The organism is Ruminococcus sp. D54t1_190329_F1, from assembly GCF_015551645.1.
Taxonomy (GTDB): domain Bacteria; phylum Bacillota; class Clostridia; order Lachnospirales; family Lachnospiraceae; genus Blautia_A; species Blautia_A faecis.
Genome location: NZ_JADNDC010000028.1, coordinates 24,397 through 50,898 on the forward strand (window position 1 = coordinate 24,397; position 26,502 = coordinate 50,898).

General features: G+C 43.0%; 29 protein-coding genes and 1 pseudogene. 7 read left to right on the forward strand and 23 right to left on the reverse strand.

Translation table 11 applies throughout. The features are described from left to right. Window positions 1-145 precede the first annotated feature (145 nt). Window positions 146-1,804, reverse strand: coding sequence for a glycosyl hydrolase family 18 protein (locus I2D69_RS13445; RefSeq protein WP_195380037.1), 1,659 nt, complete (start codon window positions 1,802-1,804; stop codon window positions 146-148). Window positions 1,805-2,031: 227 nt separating this feature from the next. Here I2D69_RS13445 and I2D69_RS13450 point away from each other — a divergent pair, with 227 nt between their 5' ends. After that, entirely contained in the window at window positions 2,032-2,169 is a 138-nt protein-coding gene (locus tag I2D69_RS13450; RefSeq protein ID WP_195380038.1) for a hypothetical protein, read from the forward strand. A gap of 910 nt (window positions 2,170-3,079) precedes the next feature. Further along, complete coding sequence (locus tag I2D69_RS13455; RefSeq protein WP_195380039.1) at window positions 3,080-3,859, forward strand: adaptor protein MecA; 780 nt, start codon at window positions 3,080-3,082, stop codon at window positions 3,857-3,859. Window positions 3,860-4,052: 193 nt separating this feature from the next. On the opposite strand, the gene I2D69_RS13460 is transcribed toward I2D69_RS13455, so the two are convergent. Further along, complete coding sequence (locus I2D69_RS13460; protein WP_195380040.1) at window positions 4,053-4,256, reverse strand: DUF1858 domain-containing protein; 204 nt, start codon at window positions 4,254-4,256, stop codon at window positions 4,053-4,055. 297 nt (window positions 4,257-4,553) lie between these two features. Between I2D69_RS13460 and I2D69_RS13465 the strand changes: the two genes are divergently transcribed. Then, complete coding sequence (locus tag I2D69_RS13465) at window positions 4,554-4,724, forward strand: 4Fe-4S binding protein (protein WP_118583690.1); 171 nt, start codon at window positions 4,554-4,556, stop codon at window positions 4,722-4,724. Between the two features lie 69 nt (window positions 4,725-4,793). Here I2D69_RS13465 and I2D69_RS13470 read toward each other — a convergent pair whose 3' ends face one another. From I2D69_RS13470 to I2D69_RS21135, 5 genes and pseudogenes are all read right to left on the reverse strand, one after another. Continuing rightward, window positions 4,794-5,348: a helix-turn-helix domain-containing protein gene (locus I2D69_RS13470; protein ID WP_173770160.1), complete on the reverse strand. Its 555-nt coding sequence runs from the start codon at window positions 5,346-5,348 to the stop codon at window positions 4,794-4,796. A 188-nt stretch (window positions 5,349-5,536) separates the two neighbouring features. After that, the gene (gene dnaB / locus I2D69_RS13475; protein WP_118583698.1) at window positions 5,537-6,865 is read right to left on the reverse strand and encodes a replicative DNA helicase; all 1,329 of its coding nucleotides are present in this window, start codon (window positions 6,863-6,865) and stop codon (window positions 5,537-5,539) included. 64 nt (window positions 6,866-6,929) lie between these two features. Further along, complete coding sequence (rplI, locus tag I2D69_RS13480; RefSeq protein ID WP_195380041.1) at window positions 6,930-7,379, reverse strand: 50S ribosomal protein L9; 450 nt, start codon at window positions 7,377-7,379, stop codon at window positions 6,930-6,932. Continuing rightward, window positions 7,376-9,430: a DHH family phosphoesterase gene (locus I2D69_RS13485; RefSeq protein WP_195380042.1), complete on the reverse strand. Its 2,055-nt coding sequence runs from the start codon at window positions 9,428-9,430 to the stop codon at window positions 7,376-7,378. Before I2D69_RS13485 ends, rplI begins: the two co-directional genes overlap by 4 nt. Before the next feature lie 10 nt (window positions 9,431-9,440). Next, window positions 9,441-9,632: pseudogene (locus I2D69_RS21135) on the reverse strand (DUF6783 domain-containing protein); the annotation flags it as partial. Here I2D69_RS21135 and I2D69_RS21140 point away from each other — a divergent pair. Beyond that, on the forward strand, window positions 9,570-9,707 hold the full coding sequence (locus I2D69_RS21140) for a DUF6783 domain-containing protein (protein WP_320055017.1): 138 nt from the start codon (window positions 9,570-9,572) through the stop codon (window positions 9,705-9,707). The pseudogene I2D69_RS21135 and the gene I2D69_RS21140 overlap by 63 nt on opposite strands. Window positions 9,708-9,748: 41 nt before the next feature. Here I2D69_RS21140 and rpsR read toward each other — a convergent pair whose 3' ends face one another. From rpsR to I2D69_RS13530, 9 genes are all read right to left on the reverse strand, one after another. Further along, window positions 9,749-10,015 (reverse strand): 30S ribosomal protein S18, encoded by a 267-nt coding sequence (gene rpsR / locus I2D69_RS13490; protein WP_118583682.1) that lies wholly within the window; start codon window positions 10,013-10,015, stop codon window positions 9,749-9,751. Between the two features lie 42 nt (window positions 10,016-10,057). After that, window positions 10,058-10,510: a single-stranded DNA-binding protein gene (locus I2D69_RS13495; protein ID WP_118583680.1), complete on the reverse strand. Its 453-nt coding sequence runs from the start codon at window positions 10,508-10,510 to the stop codon at window positions 10,058-10,060. Window positions 10,511-10,584: 74 nt separating this feature from the next. Further along, window positions 10,585-10,872 (reverse strand): 30S ribosomal protein S6, encoded by a 288-nt coding sequence (gene rpsF / locus I2D69_RS13500; protein ID WP_195380043.1) that lies wholly within the window; start codon window positions 10,870-10,872, stop codon window positions 10,585-10,587. Between the two features lie 109 nt (window positions 10,873-10,981). Beyond that, window positions 10,982-11,176, reverse strand: a complete 195-nt coding sequence (locus I2D69_RS13505) for a DUF951 domain-containing protein (RefSeq protein WP_173715669.1) — start codon at window positions 11,174-11,176, stop codon at window positions 10,982-10,984. 56 nt (window positions 11,177-11,232) lie between these two features. Next, a complete protein-coding gene (locus I2D69_RS13510) occupies window positions 11,233-11,961 on the reverse strand; it encodes an NAD-dependent protein deacylase (RefSeq protein ID WP_148463153.1) in 729 nt (242 codons plus the stop codon). A gap of 138 nt (window positions 11,962-12,099) precedes the next feature. Next, window positions 12,100-12,966 carry a class B sortase gene (srtB, locus tag I2D69_RS13515; protein WP_195380044.1) on the reverse strand — a complete coding sequence of 289 codons (867 nt, stop codon included), beginning with the start codon at window positions 12,964-12,966 and terminating at the stop codon, window positions 12,100-12,102. Window positions 12,967-13,173: 207 nt separating this feature from the next. Beyond that, complete coding sequence (locus I2D69_RS13520) at window positions 13,174-14,694, reverse strand: AAA family ATPase (RefSeq protein WP_195380045.1); 1,521 nt, start codon at window positions 14,692-14,694, stop codon at window positions 13,174-13,176. Continuing rightward, window positions 14,691-15,890, reverse strand: a complete 1,200-nt coding sequence (locus I2D69_RS13525; RefSeq protein ID WP_243243825.1) for a VWA-like domain-containing protein — start codon at window positions 15,888-15,890, stop codon at window positions 14,691-14,693. The genes I2D69_RS13520 and I2D69_RS13525 overlap by 4 nt, the downstream gene beginning before the upstream one ends. Before the next feature lie 196 nt (window positions 15,891-16,086). Next, window positions 16,087-16,530, reverse strand: a complete 444-nt coding sequence (locus I2D69_RS13530; RefSeq protein WP_243243826.1) for a hypothetical protein — start codon at window positions 16,528-16,530, stop codon at window positions 16,087-16,089. A 141-nt stretch (window positions 16,531-16,671) separates the two neighbouring features. Here I2D69_RS13530 and I2D69_RS13535 point away from each other — a divergent pair, with 141 nt between their 5' ends. After that, entirely contained in the window at window positions 16,672-17,901 is a 1,230-nt protein-coding gene (locus tag I2D69_RS13535) for a 6-phosphofructokinase (RefSeq protein ID WP_195380046.1), read from the forward strand. Between the two features lie 266 nt (window positions 17,902-18,167). On the opposite strand, the gene I2D69_RS13540 is transcribed toward I2D69_RS13535, so the two are convergent. The 7 genes from I2D69_RS13540 to I2D69_RS13570 form a co-directional block, all read right to left on the reverse strand. Further along, window positions 18,168-19,556, reverse strand: coding sequence for a nucleobase:cation symporter-2 family protein (locus I2D69_RS13540; protein ID WP_195380047.1), 1,389 nt, complete (start codon window positions 19,554-19,556; stop codon window positions 18,168-18,170). Between the two features lie 144 nt (window positions 19,557-19,700). Next, complete coding sequence (locus I2D69_RS13545; protein WP_195380048.1) at window positions 19,701-20,111, reverse strand: ATP-binding protein; 411 nt, start codon at window positions 20,109-20,111, stop codon at window positions 19,701-19,703. A gap of 197 nt (window positions 20,112-20,308) precedes the next feature. Further along, entirely contained in the window at window positions 20,309-20,611 is a 303-nt protein-coding gene (locus I2D69_RS13550; protein ID WP_195380049.1) for an STAS domain-containing protein, read from the reverse strand. A gap of 155 nt (window positions 20,612-20,766) precedes the next feature. Then, the gene (locus tag I2D69_RS13555; RefSeq protein ID WP_195380050.1) at window positions 20,767-22,479 is read right to left on the reverse strand and encodes a S8 family peptidase; all 1,713 of its coding nucleotides are present in this window, start codon (window positions 22,477-22,479) and stop codon (window positions 20,767-20,769) included. 49 nt (window positions 22,480-22,528) lie between these two features. Next, entirely contained in the window at window positions 22,529-23,287 is a 759-nt protein-coding gene (locus I2D69_RS13560) for a prolipoprotein diacylglyceryl transferase (RefSeq protein WP_195380051.1), read from the reverse strand. 16 nt (window positions 23,288-23,303) lie between these two features. Further along, window positions 23,304-24,098 carry an arginase family protein gene (locus I2D69_RS13565; protein WP_195380052.1) on the reverse strand — a complete coding sequence of 265 codons (795 nt, stop codon included), beginning with the start codon at window positions 24,096-24,098 and terminating at the stop codon, window positions 23,304-23,306. Then, window positions 24,086-24,910 (reverse strand): DUF308 domain-containing protein, encoded by an 825-nt coding sequence (locus I2D69_RS13570; protein WP_195380053.1) that lies wholly within the window; start codon window positions 24,908-24,910, stop codon window positions 24,086-24,088. The genes I2D69_RS13565 and I2D69_RS13570 overlap by 13 nt, the downstream gene beginning before the upstream one ends. A 231-nt stretch (window positions 24,911-25,141) precedes the next feature. On the opposite strand from I2D69_RS13570, the gene I2D69_RS13575 reads away from it, so the two are divergent. Both I2D69_RS13575 and I2D69_RS13580 read left to right on the forward strand, forming a co-directional pair. Then, complete coding sequence (locus tag I2D69_RS13575) at window positions 25,142-25,924, forward strand: GDSL-type esterase/lipase family protein (RefSeq protein ID WP_195380054.1); 783 nt, start codon at window positions 25,142-25,144, stop codon at window positions 25,922-25,924. Continuing rightward, a complete protein-coding gene (locus tag I2D69_RS13580) occupies window positions 25,921-26,499 on the forward strand; it encodes a DUF4358 domain-containing protein (protein WP_227198947.1) in 579 nt (192 codons plus the stop codon). Before I2D69_RS13575 ends, I2D69_RS13580 begins: the two co-directional genes overlap by 4 nt. Window positions 26,500-26,502: the final 3 nt, after the last annotated feature.

Consider the following 26,502-nt stretch of genomic DNA (forward strand, 5'->3'; position numbering starts at 1 on the left):
TTCGTCTTTTGTCGCTGTTCACGACCTTCACATTATTTATATGTCTCAGAGAGTGTTTTTATCATTCGTGTATTAGAGCGTTTTTGAAAAAGGCGTAACTGTTCAGTAACCCCACAGCGATATGCTTCTCAAAATAGTACCTGCTTTAATTAGACACAGACAGATTATCTGTGATCACCTGCCAGATACTGCTGTTCTCAAATCCCAGTTTCCATGCTGCCACACCGGCAAGATTATATTTCTGTACCAGCTGTACCTTCGCTGCAATAGACTGAGAATCTTCAATCCAGATCTGGTAAGTGCATCCATCCTTCTCAAAGCTGCCATAATTCTGACTTACATCACTGTCCCAATATACCTGGGCATTATTTGTATTTACTACTTCCTGGGCAGTATCCATACCAATTGCCTCACTGGATAAGCTGCCAGCTTCTGTTTTCCATAATCTTGTGTAAAATGGAACTGCATTGATCACACGCTGCGCCGGAACTTCAGCGATAGTATCCTGAATTCCCTTCTCTACCCATGGAAGAGACGCTACTGAGCCCGCTTCCTCTGATCCAACGTAGTGCTCGTCATATCCCATAATAATTACATAATCTACTACCTTGCCCTGTTCAGCCCTGTCATAATGACTGGTGAAATCCTCTGGAACCGGATTGTCTACGGAAAGAACAAGATTGTTCTTATGGCATTCTATAGAAAGCTCCCGGAGGAACTCCAGGAAATGAACGCCCACGTCCTCACTAAGCTGCTCGAAATCCACATTAATTCCATCAATTCCAGCTCCAACAGCTGCATTCACCAGCTGTGAAACCAGATTCTGTCTGGAACTTGTTCTGGACAATACCTCATAAGTACTGATGTCCTGCGTAAAATTGTCCACAAGTCCCCATACCTTCAGCCCTTTTTCATGGGCAAGAGATACATAATCAGCTGTAGCATTGTTGATAATATTACCATTGTTGTCAGTTACATAGAACCAGGTTGGTGAAATAACATTCACTCCGGTCATATTCTGAATAGCCTCTGAAAGTCCTGCATTGGCATCTGTGGACATTACCTGATGCCATACCAGATTCACCGGCTGGTCCATGGTAAGATAAGTATAAGATTCCCCAACTGCTTCTCTGTCCATATTCAGATTCTGAACATCACTTACACTGCTCTTCTCTATATATCCGATATAACCGTCCCATGTGGCTACCTGATCCCAGTTCTCCAATTCTTCCATAAGGATCAGATTATCTCCTTTGTTTACCCTGGACAGTACTTCTGATTTGATTCCTCCACGGTAGCGAACATATGTATCCTTAGTTGCTGTGACAACTGATACGTCTGAAAAATCCTTCTGAATCGCTATACGGTTTGGCTGCTGGTACACATAAGTATCCAGATCTGTATATCTCTTTATAAAATCAAGGTTCAGATAAGCGGTTCCGTCCTTCAGCCATACATCACCGCCTGCCTCAGCGGAAGCCGGTGTATAAATCAGCTCCGACGGAGTAGCGTACAGAATCTGCTGACCTTCTTCATCCCAGTAATATCTCTGGTTCAGATAACTATCCACCACATCTACCGGAAGATATGGCTGTTCGCCAGACATAACTGCTTTCTGCTCCAGAATCTGGGTACCTACTATAATTACGGCTTCTGAATCGTCTGTCTGTCCATAATATTCAGTCAAATCCATCTGTTTCCTGGTAGGAATGCGGCGCATGATCAGGGTTGTAACAATTCCGATCAGGGTAACTGCTGCGATCAGCATGCATACCACTACTACAGGATTAATTCTTCTCTTCATAAAATATTTATCCTCTCAGTGAACGTCTAATTGATATCTGCTGCGGACTTTTCCACAGTCGGTTATCATTATAACATATTTTTTTCAGGATTGTATTACATAATTCGACTTTTTACAATTTGTTTACATTATTGAATGTTGGTATCTAGTACATCGAAAATTAAGTATCTGCTATATTGACGTAGGATGATTTTCTCATATGCAAGGCGGAGGAAGGAGGCGTAGCGGTGGCTACGGCGACTGACGACAACGCAGCAGATGAAAAATCAGACAAGTCAATATGGCAGTTACTTAATATTCGATGTACTAGAATCATTCCTGCAATCAGCAGCACCGGAAATTTCTTCCTGCCAAAGCATGAGTAGGGGGAAACTGCTGGTCTTGAAGAAATTCCGGTATGTACTGAATATTCATGGCTTACAACTGCTGATCATCGATTACAAAATCGAAATCCACACGGGCTATATGCCCATTCTCGTCCTCTGTATAATCCCGCATATATCCTCCGCCATCTGCAATCTGACAGGCTTTTGCAATGGCTCTGGCATCACTGGGCAGCCCTTCCAGATAAAGAGCAATTCCCAGTTCTTCATACTGATTCAGCTCACCCTCCAGCGATCTGCAGGATTCTTCCTTTCCTGATCGTGATATACGCTTCGTGTCCTAACCTCCTTTCCTCCTTTATGGATTCAGAAAACACCTGAATCATTTTGCAGAAAAAAGAGACGGAATGTGAGCTCATTTCATCTTCAGGGAATGCAAACACCGCCCCAGCTGATACGCTGCATGATAAATCGACGCTGTTTTTAGAAAAAATAGATGTTAATGTTAATATTTAATACGAATCTGTGTTATCTCTGTTCTCAATTGCTTGTGAGTCACAGATCCATTTCTTTTTTCTTGTTCCCCATTATACGGATTCATTTTCCATTATGCAATAGATTTTTACCAGTTTATTCTTTTTTTCCATTCTGTTTCGAAAAATTTAATAAGTTGCAACTGAAATTACCTGTTTTTTTCCTATTGCACTTTTGAAACATATATTATACAATGAGGAATCAAGATAGCTGATTGTTACTGTTCACTGGTAGTGTTCCGCGAGGTGTTTTTGTGAATATAGTTCACAGAAAACCTGGGAAACCCGGCGCAAAATCATGCGAATGTATGATTTCTGTGCATCGCGAAGCGTGTTGCTGTTCGCGAAGTGAACATTAACAACTGATTATGGTAATCTTTTAATAATAAACACTATTTCCAAGAACAGGATGTGATCATATGAAAATAGAAAAAATCAGTGACAATCAAATCCGCTGCACTCTTACAAAGGAAGATCTGGACAGCCACCAGATCCGTATCAGCGAGCTTGCCTACGGCACAGATAAAGCCAAGAAGCTTTTCCGTGAAATGATGCAGCAGGCTCAGATTGAATTTGGCTTTGAAGCTGATAACATCCCGCTGATGATCGAGGCAATTCCCGTGAACGGTGAAAGTGTCATTCTGATTGTTACCAAGGTAGAGGATCCCGAAGAACTTGACACTCGTTTCTCCAAATTTTCACCATATAAGAAGACCAAGCAGGATACCCTTCATTTCGATGGTGCTGATAATATCATCGATATCTTCCAGAAATTATATGAGGAGACACAGAAAGCAGCCTCTCAAGGAGCTTCTTCCAGTAACAAGGAGGCCAAAGAATCTGGAGCTTCCAGTACTTCCAGAAATAAGGAAGCTTCTGAATCTGTTTCCAATACCCGGAAGGTTTCTGTAAACCTGATACGGCTTTATACTTTCCATACTCTGGATGATGTCATTGCTGCCGCACATGGACTGGATGGATTCTATAAAGGAGTTAATACCCTTTACAAGGATGAGAATTCCCTTTACCAGCTAATTGTACATCAAACCTCCTGCACAGCAGAAGAATTCAATAAAGTATGCAATATTCTTTCTGAATACGGCAGCGGACGCGCTTTTACTGCTGCCGGAGAGGCTCATTTAAAGGAACATGGTGAGCTTATTTCCCGCAAAGCCTTGCAGCAGCTTGCAAAAATCTGAAATAAAAGGAATCCTGCCTGCAGGATTCTCCGCCTGACAATTCCAAAATGCCTGCACGCTGCGCAGACATTTTAAGCAGGCTAAAACCGTATTAAAAAAGACTGGCAAATCGCCAGTCCTTTTTATTATAAGTTCGTATATACTCTGTCGGGGTTACCTTCTCAACCGGAACAGCCCGTCAAGAACCTATATACTAACGGCCTGCAAGATAATCGTTCAGCTGCTGCATTAAAACGTCAGCATCAATTCCGTGTACCATAGCAGCCTCCTCCAGAGATTCCATCTGCGCGGATGGGCATCCTACACATCCCATACCGGATGCCATAAGAATACCAGCCATATTAGGATCTAACTGAAGAAGCTGACCAATCAGCATATCTTTTGTCACCTGTGCCATGATCTGTTTCCTCCTTTTTTATATCGAGTTACTGTTCATGCCTGACCAGCAACTGCTTCTCTCGTAAAAAATTCCCTGCCATTACATCAAATCCGGCAGTAACTCTCCACGTTTCACTATTATAATACCAAATACACATTTGCGCAACCGTCACAATTCTAAAATTTTGTTTATAATTTTGTACTTGATATCCTTTGACATATATATTAGAATAGACTCATATCCCAGAAAGGGTTTCTGTTCACTCTGTGACCAGTAATCATAAGGGAACTAAAGAGATTAAAGGAGGATATAACAATGGCATATGTAATTTCTGACGAGTGCGTAAGCTGTGGAACATGCGAGAGCGAGTGCCCAGCAGGTGCTATTTCTCAGGGAGATGATCATTACGTAATCGATGCAGATTCCTGCATGGACTGCGGAACTTGTGCTGATGCCTGTCCTACAGGCGCTATCAGCGAGGGTTGATTTTTCCCACATAAGTGATGATAGCATGAAGGGGAGCTTCCTATGGAGCTCCCCTTTTTCAAACACATTCTACACTCCGTTTTTCTTTTTTCCCTTCTTCTCCGAAGATGCAGCCGCTTCTCTTCTTGCCATCTGCTGTCTCCTGATGGCTGCATCCAGAGTGCGCCACCTGTCTTCTCCTTCTTTTTGGGCATGAAGCTCCTGAGTAATCAGACGTTCTAATATTTCCTGAAACTCCAAAATCTTTTTATCTGGCTCCGCTTTAAAATTCTGAACATTCTCCAGCAGTTCTTCCCGAAGCGTATCTCTTGTTTCCTTCTCTTCTTTTTCTATACTCTCAGATTCCAGTAAATGTATTTTATCCTTTTCTTCCGGCACGATTACTTCCATTCCTTCTTTTTTTGTAAGCTTTGGAAGAAGATCATGTATCGCCCGAAGCTGCAAGCCTCTGTTCTTTAGTTCTTTAATGTTTAAAAACAGTTGAATATCATCCTGGGTGTAGCAGCGATGCCCCAGCTCATTTCTGCGAATAGGAAGGGAAAGTTCATCCTCCCAGTAACGAAGGACATAAGATTTCACCCCTGTCAGCTTCACAGTCTCAGCCACGGTATAGCATTTTTCCATACTACCCCTCCTCATGAAATTGTTGCTGTCCACAAAACAAATCGGTCTGGTTGCCAGACAGCATCCGTATGGACAATAGCATAATTCACTGTTTTTATTATAACAAAAGGTCTTTCAAATGCAAGAAAAAAAGGTCGACATAACATGCCGGCCTTTTCGAAGAAATACCATAATCAATCAGCATTTCCTTATTTTTTCATATTTACAAACTGTGTATACTGAGGCAGCCATACCAGCTCAACGGTACCAATAGGACCGTTTCTCTGTTTCGCTATAATGATCTCAGCAATTCCCTTTTTCTCCGTATCCTTATGATAATAATCATCACGGTAGATAAACATTACCATATCAGCATCCTGCTCAATAGCTCCCGACTCTCGCAGGTCAGAAAGCATAGGTCTGTGATCCGGGCGCTGCTCTACAGCTCGACTGAGCTGTGAAAGTGCAATGACCGGAACGCTGATCTCACGGGCAAGTGCTTTCAGGGAACGTGAAATATCGGAAATTTCCTGCTGTCTGGAATCAGAATGTCCGCTTCCACTCATCAGCTGAAGATAATCAATCATAATAATTCCAAGATTGTGCTCTAATTTGTATTTTCGGCACTTGGAACGCAGCTCGGAAATGGAAATACCGGGGGTATCATCAATAATAAGATTAGAGCGTCCGATAATATCTGCACCCTCCACCAGCTTGGTCCAATCCTCGTCTTTCAGATTACCAGTTCTCATATTCTGGGAATCCACATGAGATTCCATGGCAAGGAGACGGTTTACAAGCTGCTCCTTGGACATCTCCAGACTGAATATCGCTACCGTAACGTCCTTACGAAATGCCATATACTGGGCAATATTAAGAACGAAAGCAGTTTTTCCCATAGACGGACGGGCTGCGATCAGCACCAGGTCTGAAGCATGCATTCCGGAGGTCTTGTAATCCAGATCCACGAAACCGGTAGGAATACCAGTTACCGTTCCCTTCATCTTGGAAGCTTTCTCAATATTGTTCACCGCATTCAAAACCACCTGCTGGATAGGCACGAACTCATCACTGGAGCGTCTCTGAAGAACATTAAACAATTTCTTCTCCGCTTCCTCCAGGATCATTTGTGTGCCTTCTTTCTCCATATAGCAGGCATTTTCCACTTCCTCATTCACTTTGATCAGTCTTCGAAGGACAGCCTTTTCGCTGACAATATTGGCATAATACTTTACGTTGGCAGAAGTGGGAACTGCAGAAATCAGATCTCTTACATATTCCATACTGCTGATATCTGGTGGAAGTTCCTTCTCTTTCAGACGGTTCTGAAGAGTGATCAGATCCACCGGCTTTCCTTCATTACATAACTCCACCATGGCATCAAAAATAATACCATACTGGCTCTGGTAAAAGTCATCACTTGTAAGAATCTCTGATGCTACCAGAATGGCATCACGGTCCAGGATCATGGAACCAATAACGGACTGTTCCGCTTCAATGCTGTGAGGAAGTATCCTCTTGATCAATGCTTCTTCCATTTCGTAAAAAACATCCTCTCCTGCAGCTTTATGCATTACTGTTTACACTTCTTCACAGTAGCCCTTATGCCTCTTCCTTTACCCATACTTTCAGGCTTCCGGTTACCTTAGGATGAAGCTTAACCGGTACATTTGTTACGCCAAGATTGCGGATCGGGTTTGGAAGTACCAGTTTCTTTTTCTCTATATCAAGATTCAGCTGTTTCTTGGCAGCTTCTGAAATTTCTTTTGTGGAAACAGAGCCAAATGTTCTTCCGCCCTCTCCCACTTTAAGAGTAAGAATAACCTCTTTATCTTCAAGATTCTTGGCAAAAGCTCTGGCAGCTTCTAAATTCTCCTGGGCAACTTTCTCTTCATTTGCCTTCTGAAGCTTCAGATCATTTAAGTTCTTTGGAGTTGCCTCAAGTCCAAGCTTCTTCGGCAGGATCATGTTTCTTGCATATCCGTCACTGACGTTTACAATCTCTCCCCTTTTTCCAAGGGCTTTTACATCTTCCAGTAAAATTACTTTCATTCTTTGAATTCTCCTTCCTGGTATAACTGATCTATAATATCTTTGATCATTTTCTCTGTCTCATCTTCTGTAGCCTTCACCTGGGCTCCGGCAATGTTCAGATGACCTCCGCCGCCCATTCTCTCCATCATAACCTGCACATTGACCTCATCAATGGCACGGGCACTTACATACACCTCATTATTATATGGAGTAAGAACAAAAGAAGCCTTCACACCTGCAATATTCAGAAGCTCATTTGCGGCCTGGGCACCTACTACTGTAGGACTTTCCAGCCCCTCGCTGGGGCATCTTCCTATTGCAAAACAATTTCTGTAAATCTGGGCAGTGCGGACAACTTCCGCTCTTGCCTTATATGCATCAATGTTATCCCGAAGCATTTTGCGGACTCTTGTAATATCTGCGCCATTTCTCCGAAGATAAGCAGCTGCTTCGAAAGTGCGCACGCCGGAGCGTGTAGTAAAATTATTGGTGTCAATTACCATACCTGCATACAGACAATCCGCTTCCAGGCTGCGAAGACGCAGATCCTCGTCAAAATACTGAAGGATCTCAGCAACCATCTCACATGTGGAGGATGCATATGGCTCCACATAGGAAAGTACTGCGTTCTGTATCACTTCACTGCCTCTTCTGTGATGATCCAGCACCACGATTGTCCTGGTCAGATAAAGAAGATCCTGACACTCTGTATAACTTGGTTTGTTTGTATCCACCACAACCACAACTGTATTATTATCCACAAGATCCTTTGCCTGGGCACAATCTACAAACATGGAAGGCTCATAATCCGGATTATTGATATAACCTGCCATCAACGGACGGATGGATGTGGTCGGATCATTTACTACAATATGGACCGGTTTGCCAAGGGTCTTTCCTGCACGATAAATACCGATTGCAGCCCCAAGGGCATCTACATCTGTGATCTTATGTCCCATAACCACAACACGATCCTTGGTGCTCATAAACTCTTTCAGAGCCTGTGCCTTCACTCTGGCCTTTACGCGGGTATTTTTCTCCACCTGCTGGGATTTTCCGCCAAAATAGGCGATGGAATCTCCATTCTTAATTACTACCTGGTCACCACCGCGTCCAAGAGCCATCTCAATGGCAATACGGCAATATTCATAATTCTGCAGATAGTTTGCGCCGTTCAGACCAATACCGATACTTAGGGTAACTGCCATTTCATTACCAATATTGACCGTCTTAACTTCATCCAGAATATGAAAACGCTGTTCTTTCAATGCTTCCAGGGAACTCTGACGCATGATCAGGAAGTATTTATCCCGTTCCAGCTTGCGTACAAGTCCGTCAAAATTGGAAAAATACTTGGTGATTTTCCTGTCGATCAGTGCGATCAGAAGGGATCTTCTGACTTCTTCCACACCTTCCAGAGCTTCTTCATAATTATCCAGATATGCCAGGGCAACTACCAGCTTATCATCCTCATTCTTCTGAATATATTCCTGAAGCTCTGTCTCATCATAAAAAAACATTGCCACAAGATTAATGTCTGCATCCACATTTTCCAGAATACGGGCTTCATTTACCACATCTTTCATAGTAACCAGCTGCATGGAAACACGATAGATCCTGTCTCCAAAGTTGGTGCTCATCTCTGTGATCTCCTGTTTCTCAGGTACAGGCAGTTTATCCGGTGTGATTTCCGGAAAAATAGTGGTAATGTGCTTGTTATACAGCTGTTCTTTCCCGGTAAGCTCTGCAAACACCTTGTTAGACCAGATCATTCTTCCATTGGTGTCCATAATGGCATAGGGAAGAGCCAGATCATCCAGAAGACGCTTCTCAAGAGATTCATACTGATTGGCAAACGCGATCAGATCATTGAGAATCAGCGGCCTGTGAAAGCGGGTAAGCAGAAGTGCTGCCACAATATATACCACAATTCCAAGTGTAGCAAGAATTCCTGCTTTCACACTTATCATAAAAATAAGAATATCCAGCCATATAAGAAGAATGGTCAGATACAGTGGCCACCTCATGAACTGCTTCATGGATCCCTTGAATTTCAGTTTTTTATTCATAAGTTTATCCTCACTTACAAATCTTCAGGTACCTTTTACATAGTGACAGGCAAAATACGCCTTTGCCAGATAGTATAACAGATTTCTGAGGATTTTTCCATAGAAGATTAGAGCGTGTTTGAAAAAGGCTTTCTGTAAGATGTGCGTCACAATTTGTGGGAGATTTTGCCCGGATGAGGGCGCCGTAGTGGGCTACGGCAACCGAATTCGGGTGAAATATACCGCAAAGTGGGGCATGCAGATTGCGGAAATGATTTTTCAAACACGCTCTAGATAGAAAAACCGCCATCCTTCCGGATGGCGGTAAACACTTCCAAATTAGTCCTGGATGTATGGCATCATAGCAAGATGACGTGCTCTCTTAACAGCAACGGTCAGAGCTCTCTGATGTTTCGCGCAGTTTCCTGTGATTCTTCTAGGAAGGATTTTTCCTCTCTCGGAAACATATTTTCTTAATTTTGCTACATCCTTGTAATCGATCTCGTTATTCTCTTTACCACAGAATACGCAAACTTTTTTTCTTCTGCGGCCGCCTCTTCTCTTCATTGGAGAATCTGGTCTTTCGCTTCTATTATTGTAAGCCATGTTGGTTTTCCTCCTGTTTTATTCAGTTCTAAGAGCTAAGCTCTAGTTAAATGGCAATTCCTCGTCAATGCCATCCGGAATGTTCATAAAGCCCTCTGCAGCGGTTCCCGGATTCGGCATGGATGCCTCCGGTGCACTTGTGCGCGGATGGGAAGCAGCATAACTATCGCTGGAAGCCTTGCTCTCAGCAAACTCCTGATCTTCCACAACAACCTCCGTAGTGTAAACCTTCTGTCCATCACGGTTGGTATAGCTTCCGGTCTGAATACGACCTGTAACGGCAATCTTCAGTCCCTGACGGAAATACTTCTCAGCAAACTCTGCCGTACGTCCAAAAGAAACACACTGAATGAAATCAGCACTTGCTTCTCCGTCGCGACGGAATCTTCTGTCTACCGCTAATGTGTATCTGGCAATTGCCAGTGCATTCTCTCCTGCGGAATATCTTACCTCAGGATCTCTTGTTAAGCGTCCCATTAAAATTACTTTGTTCATTCTTCTTACCTCTCTTAATATACTAAGTGAACGGGCTCTTAATGGTGCTTTCTAAATCCGATTATGCAAAAAGATTATGCGTCTTTTCTGACAACTAAGTATCTTAATACGTTGTCCATAATACGTACATGTCTTTCTACTTCTGCCGGACACTGTGCGTCTGCCTCAAACTGAATAAAGTAGTAGAAGCCTTCATGCATTTTCTGAATCTCGTAAGCTAATTTCTTCTTACCCCATTCTTCAACGTCTGTGATAACGCCATTGTAACGAGTGATGTATCCTTTAGCTTTCTCAACTACTGCATCACGTACTTCGTCTTCAATTTTTGCGCTAACAACTAATGCTAACTCGTACTTGTTCATGCTTGTCTTACCTCCTTATGGTCTGTTGGCCCTTTGCCTGTCAAAGAGCAAGGATATTTTATATATCACGATTTTTGATTCTAACATACTTTTTTCAGGCTGTAAAGCATTATTTTTCCTTTTTTTGAAGATTTTTTGTATTTTTCTCCACCATCTTCCGCGGTACCATGATCTGGTGTCCACAGCCCATACATTTCAGGCGAAAATCTGCACCTACTCTTAAGATTTCCCATTCTTTGCTGCCACATGGATGACCCTTCTTCAATGTAACAATATCTCCAACTTCATAAACAACTGCTGCCATATATAAACTCCTTATTTACCTGCTTCATTTTTGCTTTAGAACCTTTTTCAAGCATACTATTTTTTTACTTTTATCTGAGAAAATACCTGTCCGATAGGCTCCTTGATCAAAAGATCTGCATACCGGTCTCTTGGCGTCGGGGACTTGTTGATCACTACCAGATGTTCTCCGGAAAAGTAATCGATCAATCCTGCCGCGGGATAAACTGCCAGGGACGTCCCTCCTATAATAAGAACCTGCGCCTGGGAAATAGCACGCACAGACTCATTGATGGTGCGGTCATTCAGTCCTTCTTCATAAAGAACCACATCCGGCTTGATAATTCCGCCGCAGGAACACCTTGGAACCCCTTCCGCTGCTTTCATATATTTAAAGTCATAGGATTTTCCACATTTCATACAGTAATTCCGGTATACACTTCCGTGAAGCTCCAGTACATGTTTACTACCTGCCATCTGATGCAGATTATCAATATTCTGGGTGATAACTGCTTTCAGCTTTCCAGCTTCTTCCAGCTCTGCCAGCTTCAGATGAGCTGCATTCGGCTTCGCTGTATCGCATAGCATCTTGTCCTGATAAAAACGATAAAATTCCTCCGGATGACCCATGAAAAAGGTATGACTTAAAATAGTTTCCGGCGGATAATCATACTTCTGATTATAAAGTCCGTCCTGGCTTCGAAAATCCGGGATCCCGCTCTCCGTAGAAACTCCTGCTCCTCCGAAAAATACAATATTATCGTACTGGTCGATCAGCTCCTGAAGCCTTTCCACTTCCTTACTCATGTCCATTCCTCCAATCATTATACGGTACACCTTTTACAGTAATATGCTTTCTGATACCTCTCTCAAAGTCCCTCTGCAGCTCTGCAGAAATTTCCCGGCCATTTACGGGTTTGCATGCTTTTTCACGAAGATCCGGTTCTAATTATCACCTGTCTGCTTCGTGCTGTCAGATTTCTTCACTACATCCAAAGTATCCACTCTTTTTCCCTGAACCACATAACGAGTAGACTCATTACCGGTACATGTGGAAAGGGTAACGATCTTGTCGTCTACGCCCAGCTCACCTGGTGTAGTCTTAACATCAGAATAGGAGACTATTTTATTCATATAATCTACAAACTCTTGTCCAGGTCCCTTAAACAGTGTATATGTATCACTGTTTACCGCTGTGGTGTACGCAGAAATAATCTCATACCGGTAAATCTTCTCCGGGGTAAAGATCCAGAAATATTTGCTCTTATTGTAAGCAGAATCATCCTTACTGAAATTCTTCAGCTGTCCAAACATAGTCCCGTTCTTCATATTGTGACCGTATACCAGCGTATTGCAGTCACTGAAATCTGCCTTATTCTCATAATCAATGAAAATAGTTCCGGCAAAATTATAATTCTTCTCATAAGTCATATGAAGATACTGGTCATTGTCAGTTCCCTTTACCACCGGATAGCTGACACCATCAAGTGCCTCCACATAGATCCAGCCGATTACATCTGTATTAATGCTTCGAAGAGAATCAAAATCAATATCCAGCGGGGCCTTCAGAGTCGGTCCGTCTGGTCCTGCTGTTTCCTCACTGTCACTGGTACTGTCCTGATCCGGATCACGCTCTGTCACCGCCATCTGGGCAATCGCATTATACTCATCTGAGCCTTTCTTATACTCTGTATAAATGTGATAAAGATTATATGCCGCGTAGCAAAATATACAGATTGCAGCAATCAGTACAATTGTGAGAAATATATCTCCTGCTTTTTTCTTCTTTTTGGGTTTCTTATCTTCGCTCATGGCAACCTCCTTCTACCAATATTATTCACACAATCTGAAGTTTCGCATATATCAAACTTTTAAAATCTCTCTATATTATATAGGCTATAAAATTTTCCTGCAATCTCTGTCTCAGGATTGCGGCGCGAGATCATGCAAAGCATGATTTCGTGCTCAGATTATTATACACGCCATACCTTCAGCATCAGTAATTCCTACATTCTTCACTTATTCTTCCAGCAAATCCCTGCACTCTTTCCTCAACTCATTTTCTTTTTTGCTGTAAAGCAAAAGTTCACAATGTTTAAAATAAGAAGAACAGCCATACTGAGAGATGAAAATACTGCATCTGTCATCTCCTGTCAGACCGGTTTCAAACAACAGCAATTCCTGTCCTTCCCCAAAGCATTCCTCCAGAAAAGAAAAGGCATGTTCCAGCATCTTCTTCGTTTCCTCAAGTTTCTCGTTTCGTAATCTGCAAACATTTCCAAACCGTTCGACGATTTGTTCTATTCCTTCTGTCACGCCGGAAATATGCAGCTCTTTCAATTGGAGAAAATACTCTTCCAGAATTCTGATCTGTTCCTCTTCCCTTGCAGCTTCTTCTGCTGTCAGAAGCTCTGAACAGATTTTCGCATCCAGCGCTTTTCTTCTGGAAGCAATAAACTGTTCCATAGCTTCTACGCTGTTCTTTTCCTGCAAAAAAATCTTCAGAAATTTAAGATTTTCGTATAGTTTTTCTGTCTTTTCATCTGTTTTCTGAAAGACTGAAATTCTTTCTGTCACAGCTTCAAGAAGCATTTCAGTTACAGTAAAGCGTTCTTCAAAAGATGCTTTTTTTCCCATATCGCAACAAGTCTTCAGCTGCCCGGAAGTTACATTTCCATCAAGAATTTCCTGTATCTGATAATCAGATTTATACTTCTCATACAGTCTGTAATAACCGGCAAAATCTCTTGCAATTTCCTCTTTTTGAAGGAATTCTCCAATCAGTTCCTCTCCAATTTCCACCTGCAGTTCCTCATAGCTTTTCAGGATTTCGGAAAGATCCTCCCAACCTCTGGCAGTCACAAAAAACTTGCCATCTACTGTATTTTCCACCATATAAAAATTCTCTTTTTTAAGGGAAAGATAGGACAAAATTGCGCCATGTATGCCCTTTTCCCCTGCATATTCCAGCCATACATCTGTATCTGCCTGTATAGAAATCTTTCTTACACGATCCAGCGTAACAATGTCAAATTCCCGGACAGATTTGTTGTATGCAGGCGGATTGCCAGCAGCTACAATAATCCATCCCTGCGGTACCTTATGGGTTCCAAAGGTCTTGTTCTGCAAAAACTGCAGCATAGCCGGGGCCAACGTCTCTGACACGCAATTGATCTCATCTATAAAAAGGATTCCCTCCTTTTTTCCCGTTTGTTCCATGTACTCATACACAGAAGCAATAATTTCACTCATGGTGTATTCTGTTATATCAATTTCCATACCGCCGTAATTCCTGGTCACAATTTTTGGAAGTCCCACTGCGCTCTGACGAGTATGATGCGTGATGGTGTAAGCCACAAGGCCCACTCTGCATTCGGCTGCAACCTGCTCCATAACAGCAGTTTTCCCGATTCCCGGAGGACCAATCAGAAGGATTGGGCGCTGCCGTACCAAAGGATAGGTATAAGCTCCATTCCCGTCCTTTTTCAGATAAGCAGCAAGGGTATGGATAATCTCATTTTTTGCGTCTTTGATATTCATATTTTTATCCTTTCGCCGATAACCAGTTTATAAGCCCAGTCCGGCACAAGTCTCATATTTTCCGTCTTTTTCACAAATACAAAAGCCGTTTCATAATCCGGTTTCTGTCTCGGATAAATCCCATCTCCGTCAGTAAAATAGATCAAAGCCTTCAAATTCCGCAATTCCCGCTTCTCCTGTTCCTTTCTGATCAGTTCAAAAACAGGCCTGAAATCGGTTCCACCCCGTCCCTGTATGGTTATCTTCTGCATATATTCTTTCCATTCTTCCTCTGAATGGATCACCTGGTACCACTGAATACAACAGTCACATTGGACAATATATACTTTCATTTTCTTAAAAAAATTCTCCCGGGTGCTGAGGATCTGGTAGGTCTCTCCAAGGAATCTCCGGACCAGCTCCTTGGAACAGGAACCAGAGGTATCAATGGCGATCACCAATTCCTCCAGACGATTCACTTCTTTGTATTCCAACGGCTCGATCAGCGGCAAATTTCCATACTGCTCCATTCCAAAATTATAAAAAATATAATCAAAGCTATCCTCGTCCAATTGGATTTCTTCCCTGGGAAAAGCAAATTTTCGGAGAAATTTCCGATAATCATATCGACTTTTGTACAGTTCCTCCAATTCCTCTTCTTTACTTCCAGGACTTGCTCCAATCCGATGCTTCTGCCTCTCCCTTCCAAGGGTGGTATATGTAAGAATCTTTTCCCATCTGCTCCGCTTTTGTTCCCTTTTCCATGGATTTACACTCCATAGGGAATGATCATCAAAGGAAAAAAGAGATTCCAGCTCTTCAATATTAAAAGGGAGTTTTTCCTGTTTCAGAAGCTGATAAAGTACCTGGGCAGAGCAATTTCTGCCTTTAAAAAATTCAAAAATCTGTTTTCTTTTTTGCAGTTCTTCTGACGAATATTGCCATAAATTTTCCGGAATATTCTTCCAGATCAGAAGCTCCACAGCTAGATCACAGGCCACATTCCATAATCTTTCTTCCATCTTTTTGTCAGAAAAAGGATGCTGATAAAGACAGTGAAACAACATGTGCAGGCAGCCTCTTTTCAGCCTTTCTGGCTTCTCTGCCCACGTATAGATCAGGAATACAGGGTCTGCTATTATCCTCTCGCCATCAGTTCCAATTCCATGGATCCAGGACTGCGAAGAGTTCTCATTTTCCATGCTGTTCGGAAACATTTTTGTCTCCACGACCGCCGAAAGGGCTGCTGATGCATAAGAAAAAAATGGAAATCTTGCACAGATTTCACTCCTGCAGGTATGCAGGATTTTCATTCCCATTTCCTGGTATTGCCTTTTTTTCTTTATGAAACTGCCTGTATTTTCAGACATTTTTCTTTCTTTATTATCCTGCATAGTTTCGCTTTCTTTCCTGCTAAAGGTCAAATTTTTTCTCTTTATATCCGTATTTCTGATCCTTTAACCTCATCAGCCACACCAGGCTCTCCAGCTTTCGCTCTCTTCTGGCAGTACAGATAAAATTCTCCAGTTCTTCTGCTCCAAACCAGCCAAAACTCTCCAAGAGCTCCATTTTTCCCACGTTCTCTTCCCAGATCAAAGCTTCCATAGCAGGACGGATTCTTCGCTTCAGATACTGGCCATAGGCAGTTTTTTTCTCTTCTTCGCACTCATTTGTTAAAAAAAATCCTTCCAAAGCGCAGGCAAGCCGAATCCGCTCCTGTCCTGTTGTCTGGAATTTTTCATACCGCATATCACGCTCTTCTTCCATATATAATCCCAGCTTTCTTGCAGTTTCCCTGCTTCTTATTATAATCCATCCTGCCTTTTCCCACAATCGTATTTTTCTCATTTGCCACATACGCTCTCTCCTGTTATAATAAAAATACCAAAGCGTGTTTTTGAAAAATCATTCCAGCAAGATGCGCGTCACAATTTGCGGTATATTTTGCAGCAAACCTTTTTCAAACAGGCGCTAAGAACAACAGGAGGTTTCATTAAAATGGAAAAAAAGAACTTGATCGTCGGACAATCCGGCGGACCTACTGCAGTTATCAACAGCAGCCTTTATGGTGTAGTTTCTGAGGGCATAAAACAGGAAGAAATCGGACATGTTTACGGCATGATAAACGGTATTGAAGGATTTCTGAAGGGCACCATCCTTGACTTTGAAGAAGCACTTCCCGGGGAAAAGCTGAAATATCTTACCTACACCCCAGGCGCTTACCTGGGTTCCTGCCGCTATAAGCTTCCGGAATCTCTGGAAGATCCGGTATACCCAGAGCTTTTCCGCAAATTTGAGGAGATGAATATCGGCTGGTTTTTCTACATCGGCGGCAACGATTCCATGGATACTGTGAGCAAGCTTTCCCGCTACGCAGCCATGATTGGCAGTGACATCCGCATTATCGGAGAGCCGAAGACCATTGACAATGATCTTGTGCATACTGACCACACTCCTGGCTTCGGCAGTGCTGCCAGATATGTGGCTTCCACAGTTCGTGAAATCACCCTGGATGCCAATGTTTATGAGAAAAAATCCGTGACCATCGTAGAAATCATGGGACGTCATGCCGGATGGCTCACAGCAGCCAGCGCTCTCGCCCGCAAATATACCGGCGATAACCCGCTTCTTATTTATCTTCCTGAAACAGCCTTCGATACAGAAGAATTTTTGAAAAAAACAGAAGCCTGCTTCGAAAAAAACTGTAATGTTGTTGTCTGCGTTTCCGAAGGCATTCATGATAATAAGGGAACTTTTATCTGCGAATATGACAATTCTGTAGGCACCGATACTTTTGGTCATAAAATGCTGGCAGGCTGCGGCAAATATCTGGAAAACCTGGTGCGAAGCCGACTTGGCGTGAAAGCCCGCTCCATTGAACTGAATGTAAGCCAGCGCTGCAGTGCCTCCATGCTCTCTGACACGGATCGCCAGGAGGCCATTACAGCCGGTATTTTCGGCGTTCAGGCTGCGCTGAAAGGCGAAACTGGGAAAATGGTATCTTTCATCCGTCAGGAGACCTCTAAGGGCGTTTACCAGATGAGATGTGGACTTGAGGATGTCAATGAAATCTGTAATGAGGAGAAAACCGTTCCCCTTTCCTGGATCAGCCAGGACGGTTCTGACGTGACAGAGGATTTCATCCATTATGCACGTCCGCTGATTCAGGGAAATGTAGAACTGCCTATGGGCGAAGACGGACTTCCTGTCTGCGTATACAGAAAATAGCGTTACCAGTGAACAGTAACAAAATAACCCCGCCGTTCTGAGTTCAGACCCTGCAGAGAATCTCCCTATACGGTATCATGATTTAAACAGGGCGAAACATATTCTACATGTTTTTCTTGTGGCTCACGAAAAAGAAAAGAACTCCTTTCTCTATAAGATCAGTTAGCACCCAGGCTCAAAATACCTGATCTTACAGAACAAAGGAGTTCTTACTTTTTTCTTTATTTTTCACACACAATCAGCAAAAATCCATAATTTCTTCTGCCTTATTCCTGATCATTTCCAAACATCTTATGATCGTCTTCCAGTTTCTCCTGAACCTGGCTGTCATAAATTTTCTCTTCTTTCTCCTCATCCCTTGACTTGGGCAGGATCAGGTTCAGACAGACTGCTATGATCGTCGCCAGCACAACCGGAGATTTTCCGAAAATGGTAGTCACCCATGCAGGAAGTGTGGCAAGTGCTGCATTTGCCTGGGAAACGCCCACACCAAGTGCCGCAGCCAGACCTACGATAGAGGAATTACGGTAATCCATCTCTGCAGAAGCCACCAGCTTCATACCTGTCATAGCAATAGATGCAAATACGGAAACTGTGGCACCACCCAATACGCACTGGGGAATCGTGGTCAGAAGTGCTGAAAATTTCGGCACAAATCCGGCAATTCCAAGGAACGCAGCTGCCAGTCCCAGAACCCAGCGGTTGATAACCTTGGTCGTGGTAACAATACCAACGTTCTGGCTGTATGTTGCAGTTGGAAGTCCTCCGAACAGGGCTCCAAGAATATTGGTAATACCATAAGCTACAATACCACCCTGAAGCTCTGAATCCTTGGGAGTCCGGTTCATAGCACCGATGGTAGTTGCAGAGTAGTCACCAATTGCCTGAATCGAGTTAATTGCAAAAAGCAGTCCGATGGCTACACATGCAGAAATCTCAAAATGCACTCCGAAGTGCAACGGCTGTGGTACCTGGAACACACTTGCCTTACCCACGCTTGAAAGATCCACCATCCCGAATGGAATGGATACCACATAGCCGGCCAGCATACCAATCAGAATAGAAGAAAGCTTCCAGATTCCTTTTCCAAAGTGGTTCAGGACTGTTACTACTGCAAGGGTAAAGAAAGCCACCAGCCAGTTCTGCCAGGAGCCATAATCCGGATTAGAGGTTCCACCAGCCATATAGTTGATCGCAGTGGGATACAGGGAAAGTCCGATGGTAAATACCACTGTTCCTGTGATCAGAGGCGGGAAAAATACCCTAATCTTTTTTACCATAATTCCCATGATAACGGCAACAACACCACCTACAATCTGGGCTCCCAAAATGGTATCAATTCCGTACCCGTCCGCAATGGCCTGCATACTTGGTACGTATGCGAAGCTGACACCCATAATGATGGGAAGTCCTGAACCAATCCTGTACTTCTTCCCAATGGGAAAAAGCTGGAGCAAAGTAGACAGCGCAGCAACTACCAGAGCTGCCTGAATAAGAATGACCTGATCCTTATTCTCAAGCCCTGCTGCGCCTGCCACAATAATGGCAGGGGTGACACATCCCACGATCATTGCAACAACATGCTGCAACGCAAGAGGAAGGGCTTCCTGTATCCGCGGGATACCATCCGTTTCAAAAATACTGCCTCTCTTCATAATATTTTCCTGCTTTCTTTTGTTTTATACAGTATACCAAATAAGGCGTACAAAAACAATTAGGTTGGCTTAAAATATTTGTATTTAATATTCACAAAAAAGTCAGTCTATTTTTGTAAACATTTATCTTTTTTGTTTTTAATCTTATACCAGTTCTTTTTTCATGGTTAAAATATTCTGTCCGTCAGCGTATTCATAAGAAAGCTCATCCATGGTTTTCTTTACCAGAAAAATTCCAAGCCCTCCAATTTCTCTGTCTTCAATATCCAGTGTAATGTCCGGATCTTTGTTTTCCAGTGGATTATAAGGAATTCCCTGGTCTATGAAAGTCAATGTGATTTTCGGCGGATTATCTTCCATTTCAATTTGTATTGTGGCATTTCCACTGCCCTTCCCATAAGCATAATAAGCAATGTTTCCAAATATCTCATCTATGGCAACATCCAGCTGCATCTGAACCTTCAACGGACAATCCTTTTCTTCCAGCACTTCATTTACAAATTCCGTAACTTTATCTACATTCTCTGTCTTTGCTTCCACTGTAATACTTTTCAAATTTCACAGCTCCTTTCCCATACGCCACCAAGGCTTCTGTTTCCATCCCGCCTGATAACCATACCTTTTTTTCTGAACTATGTAAAAAAGAATCCTGTATGAACCACAGAATTCCTTTATTTACATGCACGCTGAACCGGTTCCTCACATGGTAAGTTCTCTGACCACCTGAAAACCTGTCAGACCTGCAACGCGTGTTACTCTATTGTTAAAATATCCGTAAACCCTGTAATCTCAAAGACTTCCTTTACAACTTCTCCCACATGGATCAGTTTCATACTTCCTTTTTTATTCATAACCTTCTGCAATTTCAAAAGCACACGCAGGCCAGCAGATGAAATGTACTCCAGATCTGCAAAGTCAAGCACCAGTTCCTGTGTATCTACCAATTCCTTCTCTGCAAAAACATCCAATTCAGGAGCTGTGGTTGTGTCCAGTCTTCCTGACAGCATTACAGTATCTTTTGTTCCTTCATTTTTCTTTTCAATCTTCAGGCTCATATTCTTCTCCTTTTAAATCGGATTATTTTCACAGCTTTTCTCTTATGTCTATCAATTACTCTGATAAAACATTCTTCGTAAGGTTTTCACCGTATTTTATGGGTTTATTATACAAAGAATCAATATTTTGTGTCAAGTTTTATCAAGGCTTTTTATCACGCCAATAACTCAAATGTATGATAAAGATCCATTCTCCCGAATCCCCAGTCCCGATTGGGATACTGCATCCGTTCTTCACGCTCCGCACCTCGTGTAATATAATTTTTCACGCTCGAGCCGGTAAAATAGGGTTGATTCCCACGTATCACCGCCCATTCGAACAAAAGTGCAGCCGCACCGGCAGTCTGAGCAGCAGAAAGGCTGGTGCCGGAGGCATTTCCGTAAAGACCGTTTAACAGGGGTACCCGGATCTGGACACCTGGGGCTGCTACCTGTGGAACTACATTTCCATCTGGCATAAAGCCTCTGCTTGCCTGGACATACAGGCTGTTGTCACGATACTGGTAAGCAGTCACGGTAATACTCTCCAGTGAATCTCCAGGTGCCGTCACTGTATTATAAGGCGATGGTTCCAGAAAATAGGTTTCCTCCGAAATCAGCCCCTGAACCGGCAGCCACATATGAAATCCTACATTCTGCCCATCTCTTCCTCTAACAAAAATACGCCAGATTCCAGGTACCGGCTGGATAAATTGAAAATATACCAGCGTGTATCCGGTCTGCCGCTCAATAGAAACATAATTTACCTTCACCCTTGTTTCCACAAAGACAAAAGATAATTCCTGCGTCACCTCCCCCAGTGAAGCGCTGATATCCAGAATTTCCCCTGTAGGAGACTGCAAAGAAAGATTATAAATTTCCGGCGGTTCGCCCCAGAATTCCATGGTAAAACCAGGCTCCTTGTTTCCTACGCGAAGCTCCACCGACGCCTGGTTTTCTCTGTCTGTAAGACGGCCTGCGTAATGATGTCTTGCCGCTCCCTCATTTCCAGCTGCAATGGAAACTGAGATCAGCGAATACTGGGAAATATAATCCACATAAAGACTCAGTGGATTTTTCCCGATATGTGCTCCCTGGCTGCTGCCAATTCCAAGGCACAGGGAAAGAGGCATTCTTCTGTCATTCGCAATGCGCACTGCAAAATCCATTCCCATCATAATATCATTTTCCTGAAAAAGCTCCGCTTCTGCAGGGAAAAGATAGAACTCCCGGAGATATTTTTTTGCAGGCTTCACTTTCACAATGATCAGCATAGCTTCTGGTGCGGCTCCAGAAAAATTCTCCTCAGGAAAATAATTTCCAGCCGCAATAGCAGCCATTCTGGTTCCATGGCCATCCGTATCCACAGAGGGCACAATTTCCAGAGGATTTCCGGAAGCCAGTGCCTGATCAATATCCTTTTTCCAGAAGATACGACCATAAGGCACTTCCTTCCCATCTCCCTGTAAGGTCTGATCCCAGATACAGAGGATTCTGCTGCCCATTTCGTTCTGAAAAACCGGATTCCGATAGTCAATTCCGGAATCCACAACCGCAACAGCTGTTCCGCTTCCTTTCAGCTGAAGGTAGGGATGTTCCTGAAGCCGGGTAATTCCGGAAGCACTAAGGCTTCCAAGATCCATATGCGTATAACATTTTGGAATAAAACTGTAGGAATACGTATTGATATTCAACGTTCCAATTTCTGTCAAGGGTGCATAGACCACCCCGTAAATCCCGTTTATTTTCTGAAAACTAAAACCTGGGACATCGCCCAGGTCTTCCTGAAAATCGCCCATATATTTTACAATAAAATCCGCATACATCTCGTCCTGTGCCGGTGAAACTGACTCCTGCATACCCCAATTGCCCGCGTCTTTCTTTTCCATAACTGCCCCTTAAAGCTTTTTCATTTAAGAGTATGCTTTATTTTTCATTTCAATGACTTGAAGTGTGTTTTCTCTGTACCAACATCACAATTCCTGCCAAAAATGTAAAGACCGAAATAAACTGCGACGTAGAAAGCACTCCCACACTTCCTCTTGCCAGATCCCCGCGGAAAAACTCCAGCACAAATCTTCCTGCACTATAAAAAATCAGATATGCCGCCGCTGTCTCTCCATCTTTTTTCTGGCCTCTCAAAATCAGGAGCAGCAAACCATAATGAAGAAAGTCAAGAATACTGGAATAAATCTGCGTAGGAACCAGCGCCACCCCATTTGGTGCAAAAGCAGACGTATGAAACGTAATGGAAAAAGCACCGGACGTTTCTTTTCCGTAACAGCATCCTGCCAGCAGGCACCCAATTCTTCCAAATCCCTGTGCAAGCGCTACAGAAGGCATTAACGTATCAAAAAACTTCAGAAAATCCAGTTTTTTCACCCTGCAATATACATACGCCGTGAAAATTCCACCAACAATTCCACCAAATACCACAAAGCCATCGGTCAGAGTAGCACTCAGGAACCCCGGATTTTCCAGGATACTTTTCCATTCTGTAATCCAATACAGGATCTTGGCGCCCAGGAATCCTCCCACTACACACCATACCACCAGATAAAAAACGTGTTCATAGGGCAGTTTCCGCTTTTTTGCCCTGTATTCTCCGGTAAAATAAGCTGCCAGAATTCCAATGGCGATCATCAGTCCGTACCCATAGATCGTAAATGGACCAATCCGCAGAAGTTCATTTTTCATAAATTATTCTCTCCACTCAAAACCATTTTTTCCAGAACCTTAAAAGTTCCTTGTTTGCATGATCATTTTTAGGACTTTCCATACTCTTATCCGAATCACATTCCCCGCAGATATCCACCTGCAGGATTTTTCCATTCTCTTTTTCAAAATGAGAGCACAATGCCAGAAGTACTTTCAGCATCTCTTCTAAAGTCATATCCCCCTGGCTCCAGGTAGTGGCAGCTTCCTCCGGGCAGAGCACATCCTTATCAATAGAGACATACAGCGGTATATTTGCAGGAATTTCCAAGCTTCTGATCAATTCTTCCTCAGAACCTTTTTTCTCAGCCATATGCGACCTTGCCTCAGCCAGCCTCTCCCTAGACAAAAAATGTACCCTGCCCTTAAAGGGTTCTTCCACCTGCCCGTACGCTTCCTCATCCGGCCCGATCAGCCAGACCTCCTGAAGCTTTTCCACCTCTTCCAGTGCACTTGCGATCCACCCCCCGCAGGACAAAAGCCCTCCGAAAGCAGGAAGCTGCATGTCTGTATGATTGTCAAAAACCAGCAGGTTAAAGGGCTCTTTCACCCGCCCAGCCCCGATTCTGCTCATATAATGATAATTTCCGGAATCCATAAAATAAATTCCGGAAACCGGATATTTTTCCATTCGTTCCAGAATCTGCGCCTGGGCATCTCCATCGCAGTAACAGTTGGTTCCTGAAATATCACTCAGGTCTATCCAGGAAATCTGCTCTCCCTCATAGAACTGCTCATTCTGGTAAATTCCAGAAAAATCCATGATCACAATGTTCCGCTTCAATCCTTCCATTCCTCCAGAATTTCCTCTTCTTCCTGCTTCTGATCCGCCTGCTTTTCCTGATCTGTCTGATCTGTCTGCTCTTCCTGATTTGCCTGTTTTTCCTGATTTGCCAGTTCTTCCTGAGCACCTGTATTTTCAGCACCAGATTCGACTGTCTCAGTGTCAACCTTCTTCGCAGGTTCAAAAACTGAATCCGGTGTTTCAGCATCTTTTACAGCCATATCAGCATCTGTCACTTTATTCTCTTTCTTTCCATCACCAGCTGATCCATCCTGAATCTCTTTTTTCAGCCCGTGTTTCAGAATCAGATAAAAAATAATATCCAACACTCCGTTCGCCACAAAAATACATCCTGAAATCTGCACGATCATCCTGATTTCAGAAAATGGATTTACAAGAATCAGCACTCCAAGCCCTATAAAAATCAGACTTTCAACCAGAAATGCCTTCCAAACACCCTGCCCGCGCTTCTTCAATTTCATACTGCCGCGCATCATCCAGATGCTGTCCACCAGAATAAAAGCTCCCAGCATAAGAGTCAGCAGTTTCACAACCACAGTTGGATTCATAAACAAAAAAATACCGATCACCAACACGATCACACCGGAAAAAAGATCCAATATGGTAGAATTATCCTTTTCCAGAATAAAGATCAGAATGTGATAAACACCGGCCCCGATCAGAACCAGCCCAAATACCACCTTGCACAGAACATTCACCGTTTCTACAGGCATCAATGCCAGACACAGTCCAAAAAGAATATAAAATACAGATGTTGGAATCTGTCCTCTTAAAATTTTGCTTTTCTTCTCTTCCATCATTTAACCTCCTGTTATCCTCCGGTTCTTTTTGGACAGTATAAACCTTTTCGTGAAATTCGTCCACAAAAAGCCGGAAAAAGAGTGTAATTTCCTATATAAAAAATCCATTTTTATACTTGAAGTTTTTCCCCGTGGTATTATAATGAATGTCGAAGGAAAATGAATTATGTCGTAACTGTTCAAACAGGGAACAGTTCCATTATATCTAATTTTTTATCGGAGAATTAAATTTTGAAAAATATTAAAAACAATAAAACCATTCTTGCCGTTATCCCAGCTGTCGTGGTGCTGGCTGCAGGGGTAGCTTTTTTTTGCTCTCGTTCAGGCAATACTGACAAACAATGTCAGGAAACAGTTGAACGTCTTCAGAAGCTTGAAACAGCCGATATCTCCAGTATAGAGGATGCGATCCGTGCACTTTCCGAGAAAGAAAAGCCCACCGGATCGGACTCAGAGGAGGGTGTTCTTGGCGATATTCTCACAGATGTACAAATTAAACAGGCATTTCAGGGAACTGTTATTGTAGGGGACTCTATTACAGAATCAATTGCAGAATATGGTTTTCTTGACACCAGTATTGTAGTTGCTAAGCTTGGACTTCGTATTGACGCTGCAGATGACCAGATCAATACCGCCATCAGTCTGAATCCAAGCATATTTTTCCTGTCTTTTGGAGCAAATGACCTGGAAATTTACAATGGTGATTCCTCTGCTTTTATTGACGCCTACCGTGTGAAAGTGAAACAGATCCAGAACGCTCTTCCGGATACTGCCATTTACATCAACAGCATTCTTCCCATCCAGCAAAGCGCCATCGACCAAAGTCCTGCTCTTGCTTATTATGACAGCTTTAATCAGGCACTCAGGGACTTTTGTGACGAAATGGGATGCACTTTTATAGACGATACATTCCTTGTAGACGAAAGCATGTATGAGCCGGATGGTGAGCATATGGTTTACAATTACTACCCCAAATGGCTTACTTATATGGCAGAAAGGGCAGGTCTTGTATGAAGCTGAATACCAAACCAAATATCCTCTCAGATTTTTCCGGCAAACTGAACGGCAATCTGAAGAAAAATAAAAATCAGGGAACCAGCATCCTTTCTGATTTCAAGCTTACCGGTTCCCTTATCATAAAATCCGTCATGGTAATTTTTCTGGTTGCCTATCTGGGATGCCTCTATGTGTCCGACTACGCAGCAGACGTATCCATGGACAAAATATCTGCTGCCCTTGAACAGGTTTCCGGCGTTACGGACCTTAGTGAGCCAGGGGTTTCCGGCCTTCGCCGTTTTTATCAGATTGATGAGAATGACATAGACAGCTACTTTTTCCGTAAAGCAGCCTCCCCAATGTCTGTAGACGAAGTTCTGGTAGTTAAGGCTAATTCTTCTTCTGAAGCAAGCGCCTATTTAGAAGCAGCTCAGGCTCATCTTGAAAGTCAGAAGAACATTTTCGAAGGCTATGGAACTGATCAGATGGCACTTCTCGGAGAAGCTTCTGTAGAAAAGCGCGGTGCCTATGTCTGGTATTTCTGCGGTAAAAACGCCCAGGAACTTCGCCAGGCTTTATTATCCATGATATAGGAG

Excerpts from the sequence above, each read along its gene's own strand:
- I2D69_RS13445 (WP_195380037.1), bottom strand. The coding sequence starts at position 1,804 with ATGAAGAGAAGAATTAATCCTGTAGTAGTGGTATGCATGCTGATCGCA.
- I2D69_RS13455 (WP_195380039.1), top strand. The coding sequence starts at position 3,080 with ATGAAAATAGAAAAAATCAGTGACAATCAAATCCGCTGCACTCTTACA.
- I2D69_RS13460 (WP_195380040.1), bottom strand. The coding sequence starts at position 4,256 with ATGGCACAGGTGACAAAAGATATGCTGATTGGTCAGCTTCTTCAGTTA.
- I2D69_RS13465 (WP_118583690.1), top strand. The coding sequence starts at position 4,554 with ATGGCATATGTAATTTCTGACGAGTGCGTAAGCTGTGGAACATGCGAG.
- I2D69_RS13470 (WP_173770160.1), bottom strand. The coding sequence starts at position 5,348 with ATGGAAAAATGCTATACCGTGGCTGAGACTGTGAAGCTGACAGGGGTG.
- dnaB (WP_118583698.1), bottom strand. The coding sequence starts at position 6,865 with ATGGAAGAAGCATTGATCAAGAGGATACTTCCTCACAGCATTGAAGCG.
- rplI (WP_195380041.1), bottom strand. The coding sequence starts at position 7,379 with ATGAAAGTAATTTTACTGGAAGATGTAAAAGCCCTTGGAAAAAGGGGA.
- I2D69_RS13485 (WP_195380042.1), bottom strand. The coding sequence starts at position 9,430 with ATGAATAAAAAACTGAAATTCAAGGGATCCATGAAGCAGTTCATGAGG.
- I2D69_RS21140 (WP_320055017.1), top strand. The coding sequence starts at position 9,570 with ATGTGCGTCACAATTTGTGGGAGATTTTGCCCGGATGAGGGCGCCGTA.
- rpsR (WP_118583682.1), bottom strand. The coding sequence starts at position 10,015 with ATGGCTTACAATAATAGAAGCGAAAGACCAGATTCTCCAATGAAGAGA.
- I2D69_RS13495 (WP_118583680.1), bottom strand. The coding sequence starts at position 10,510 with ATGAACAAAGTAATTTTAATGGGACGCTTAACAAGAGATCCTGAGGTA.
- rpsF (WP_195380043.1), bottom strand. The coding sequence starts at position 10,872 with ATGAACAAGTACGAGTTAGCATTAGTTGTTAGCGCAAAAATTGAAGAC.
- I2D69_RS13505 (WP_173715669.1), bottom strand. The coding sequence starts at position 11,176 with ATGGCAGCAGTTGTTTATGAAGTTGGAGATATTGTTACATTGAAGAAG.
- I2D69_RS13510 (WP_148463153.1), bottom strand. The coding sequence starts at position 11,961 with ATGAGTAAGGAAGTGGAAAGGCTTCAGGAGCTGATCGACCAGTACGAT.
- srtB (WP_195380044.1), bottom strand. The coding sequence starts at position 12,966 with ATGAGCGAAGATAAGAAACCCAAAAAGAAGAAAAAAGCAGGAGATATA.
- I2D69_RS13520 (WP_195380045.1), bottom strand. The coding sequence starts at position 14,694 with ATGAATATCAAAGACGCAAAAAATGAGATTATCCATACCCTTGCTGCT.
- I2D69_RS13525 (WP_243243825.1), bottom strand. The coding sequence starts at position 15,890 with ATGTTTCCGAACAGCATGGAAAATGAGAACTCTTCGCAGTCCTGGATC.
- I2D69_RS13530 (WP_243243826.1), bottom strand. The coding sequence starts at position 16,530 with ATGTGGCAAATGAGAAAAATACGATTGTGGGAAAAGGCAGGATGGATT.
- I2D69_RS13535 (WP_195380046.1), top strand. The coding sequence starts at position 16,672 with ATGGAAAAAAAGAACTTGATCGTCGGACAATCCGGCGGACCTACTGCA.
- I2D69_RS13540 (WP_195380047.1), bottom strand. The coding sequence starts at position 19,556 with ATGAAGAGAGGCAGTATTTTTGAAACGGATGGTATCCCGCGGATACAG.
- I2D69_RS13550 (WP_195380049.1), bottom strand. The coding sequence starts at position 20,611 with ATGAGCCTGAAGATTGAAAAGAAAAATGAAGGAACAAAAGATACTGTA.
- I2D69_RS13555 (WP_195380050.1), bottom strand. The coding sequence starts at position 22,479 with ATGGAAAAGAAAGACGCGGGCAATTGGGGTATGCAGGAGTCAGTTTCA.
- I2D69_RS13560 (WP_195380051.1), bottom strand. The coding sequence starts at position 23,287 with ATGAAAAATGAACTTCTGCGGATTGGTCCATTTACGATCTATGGGTAC.
- I2D69_RS13565 (WP_195380052.1), bottom strand. The coding sequence starts at position 24,098 with ATGGAAGGATTGAAGCGGAACATTGTGATCATGGATTTTTCTGGAATT.
- I2D69_RS13570 (WP_195380053.1), bottom strand. The coding sequence starts at position 24,910 with ATGATGGAAGAGAAGAAAAGCAAAATTTTAAGAGGACAGATTCCAACA.
- I2D69_RS13580 (WP_227198947.1), top strand. The coding sequence starts at position 25,921 with ATGAAGCTGAATACCAAACCAAATATCCTCTCAGATTTTTCCGGCAAA.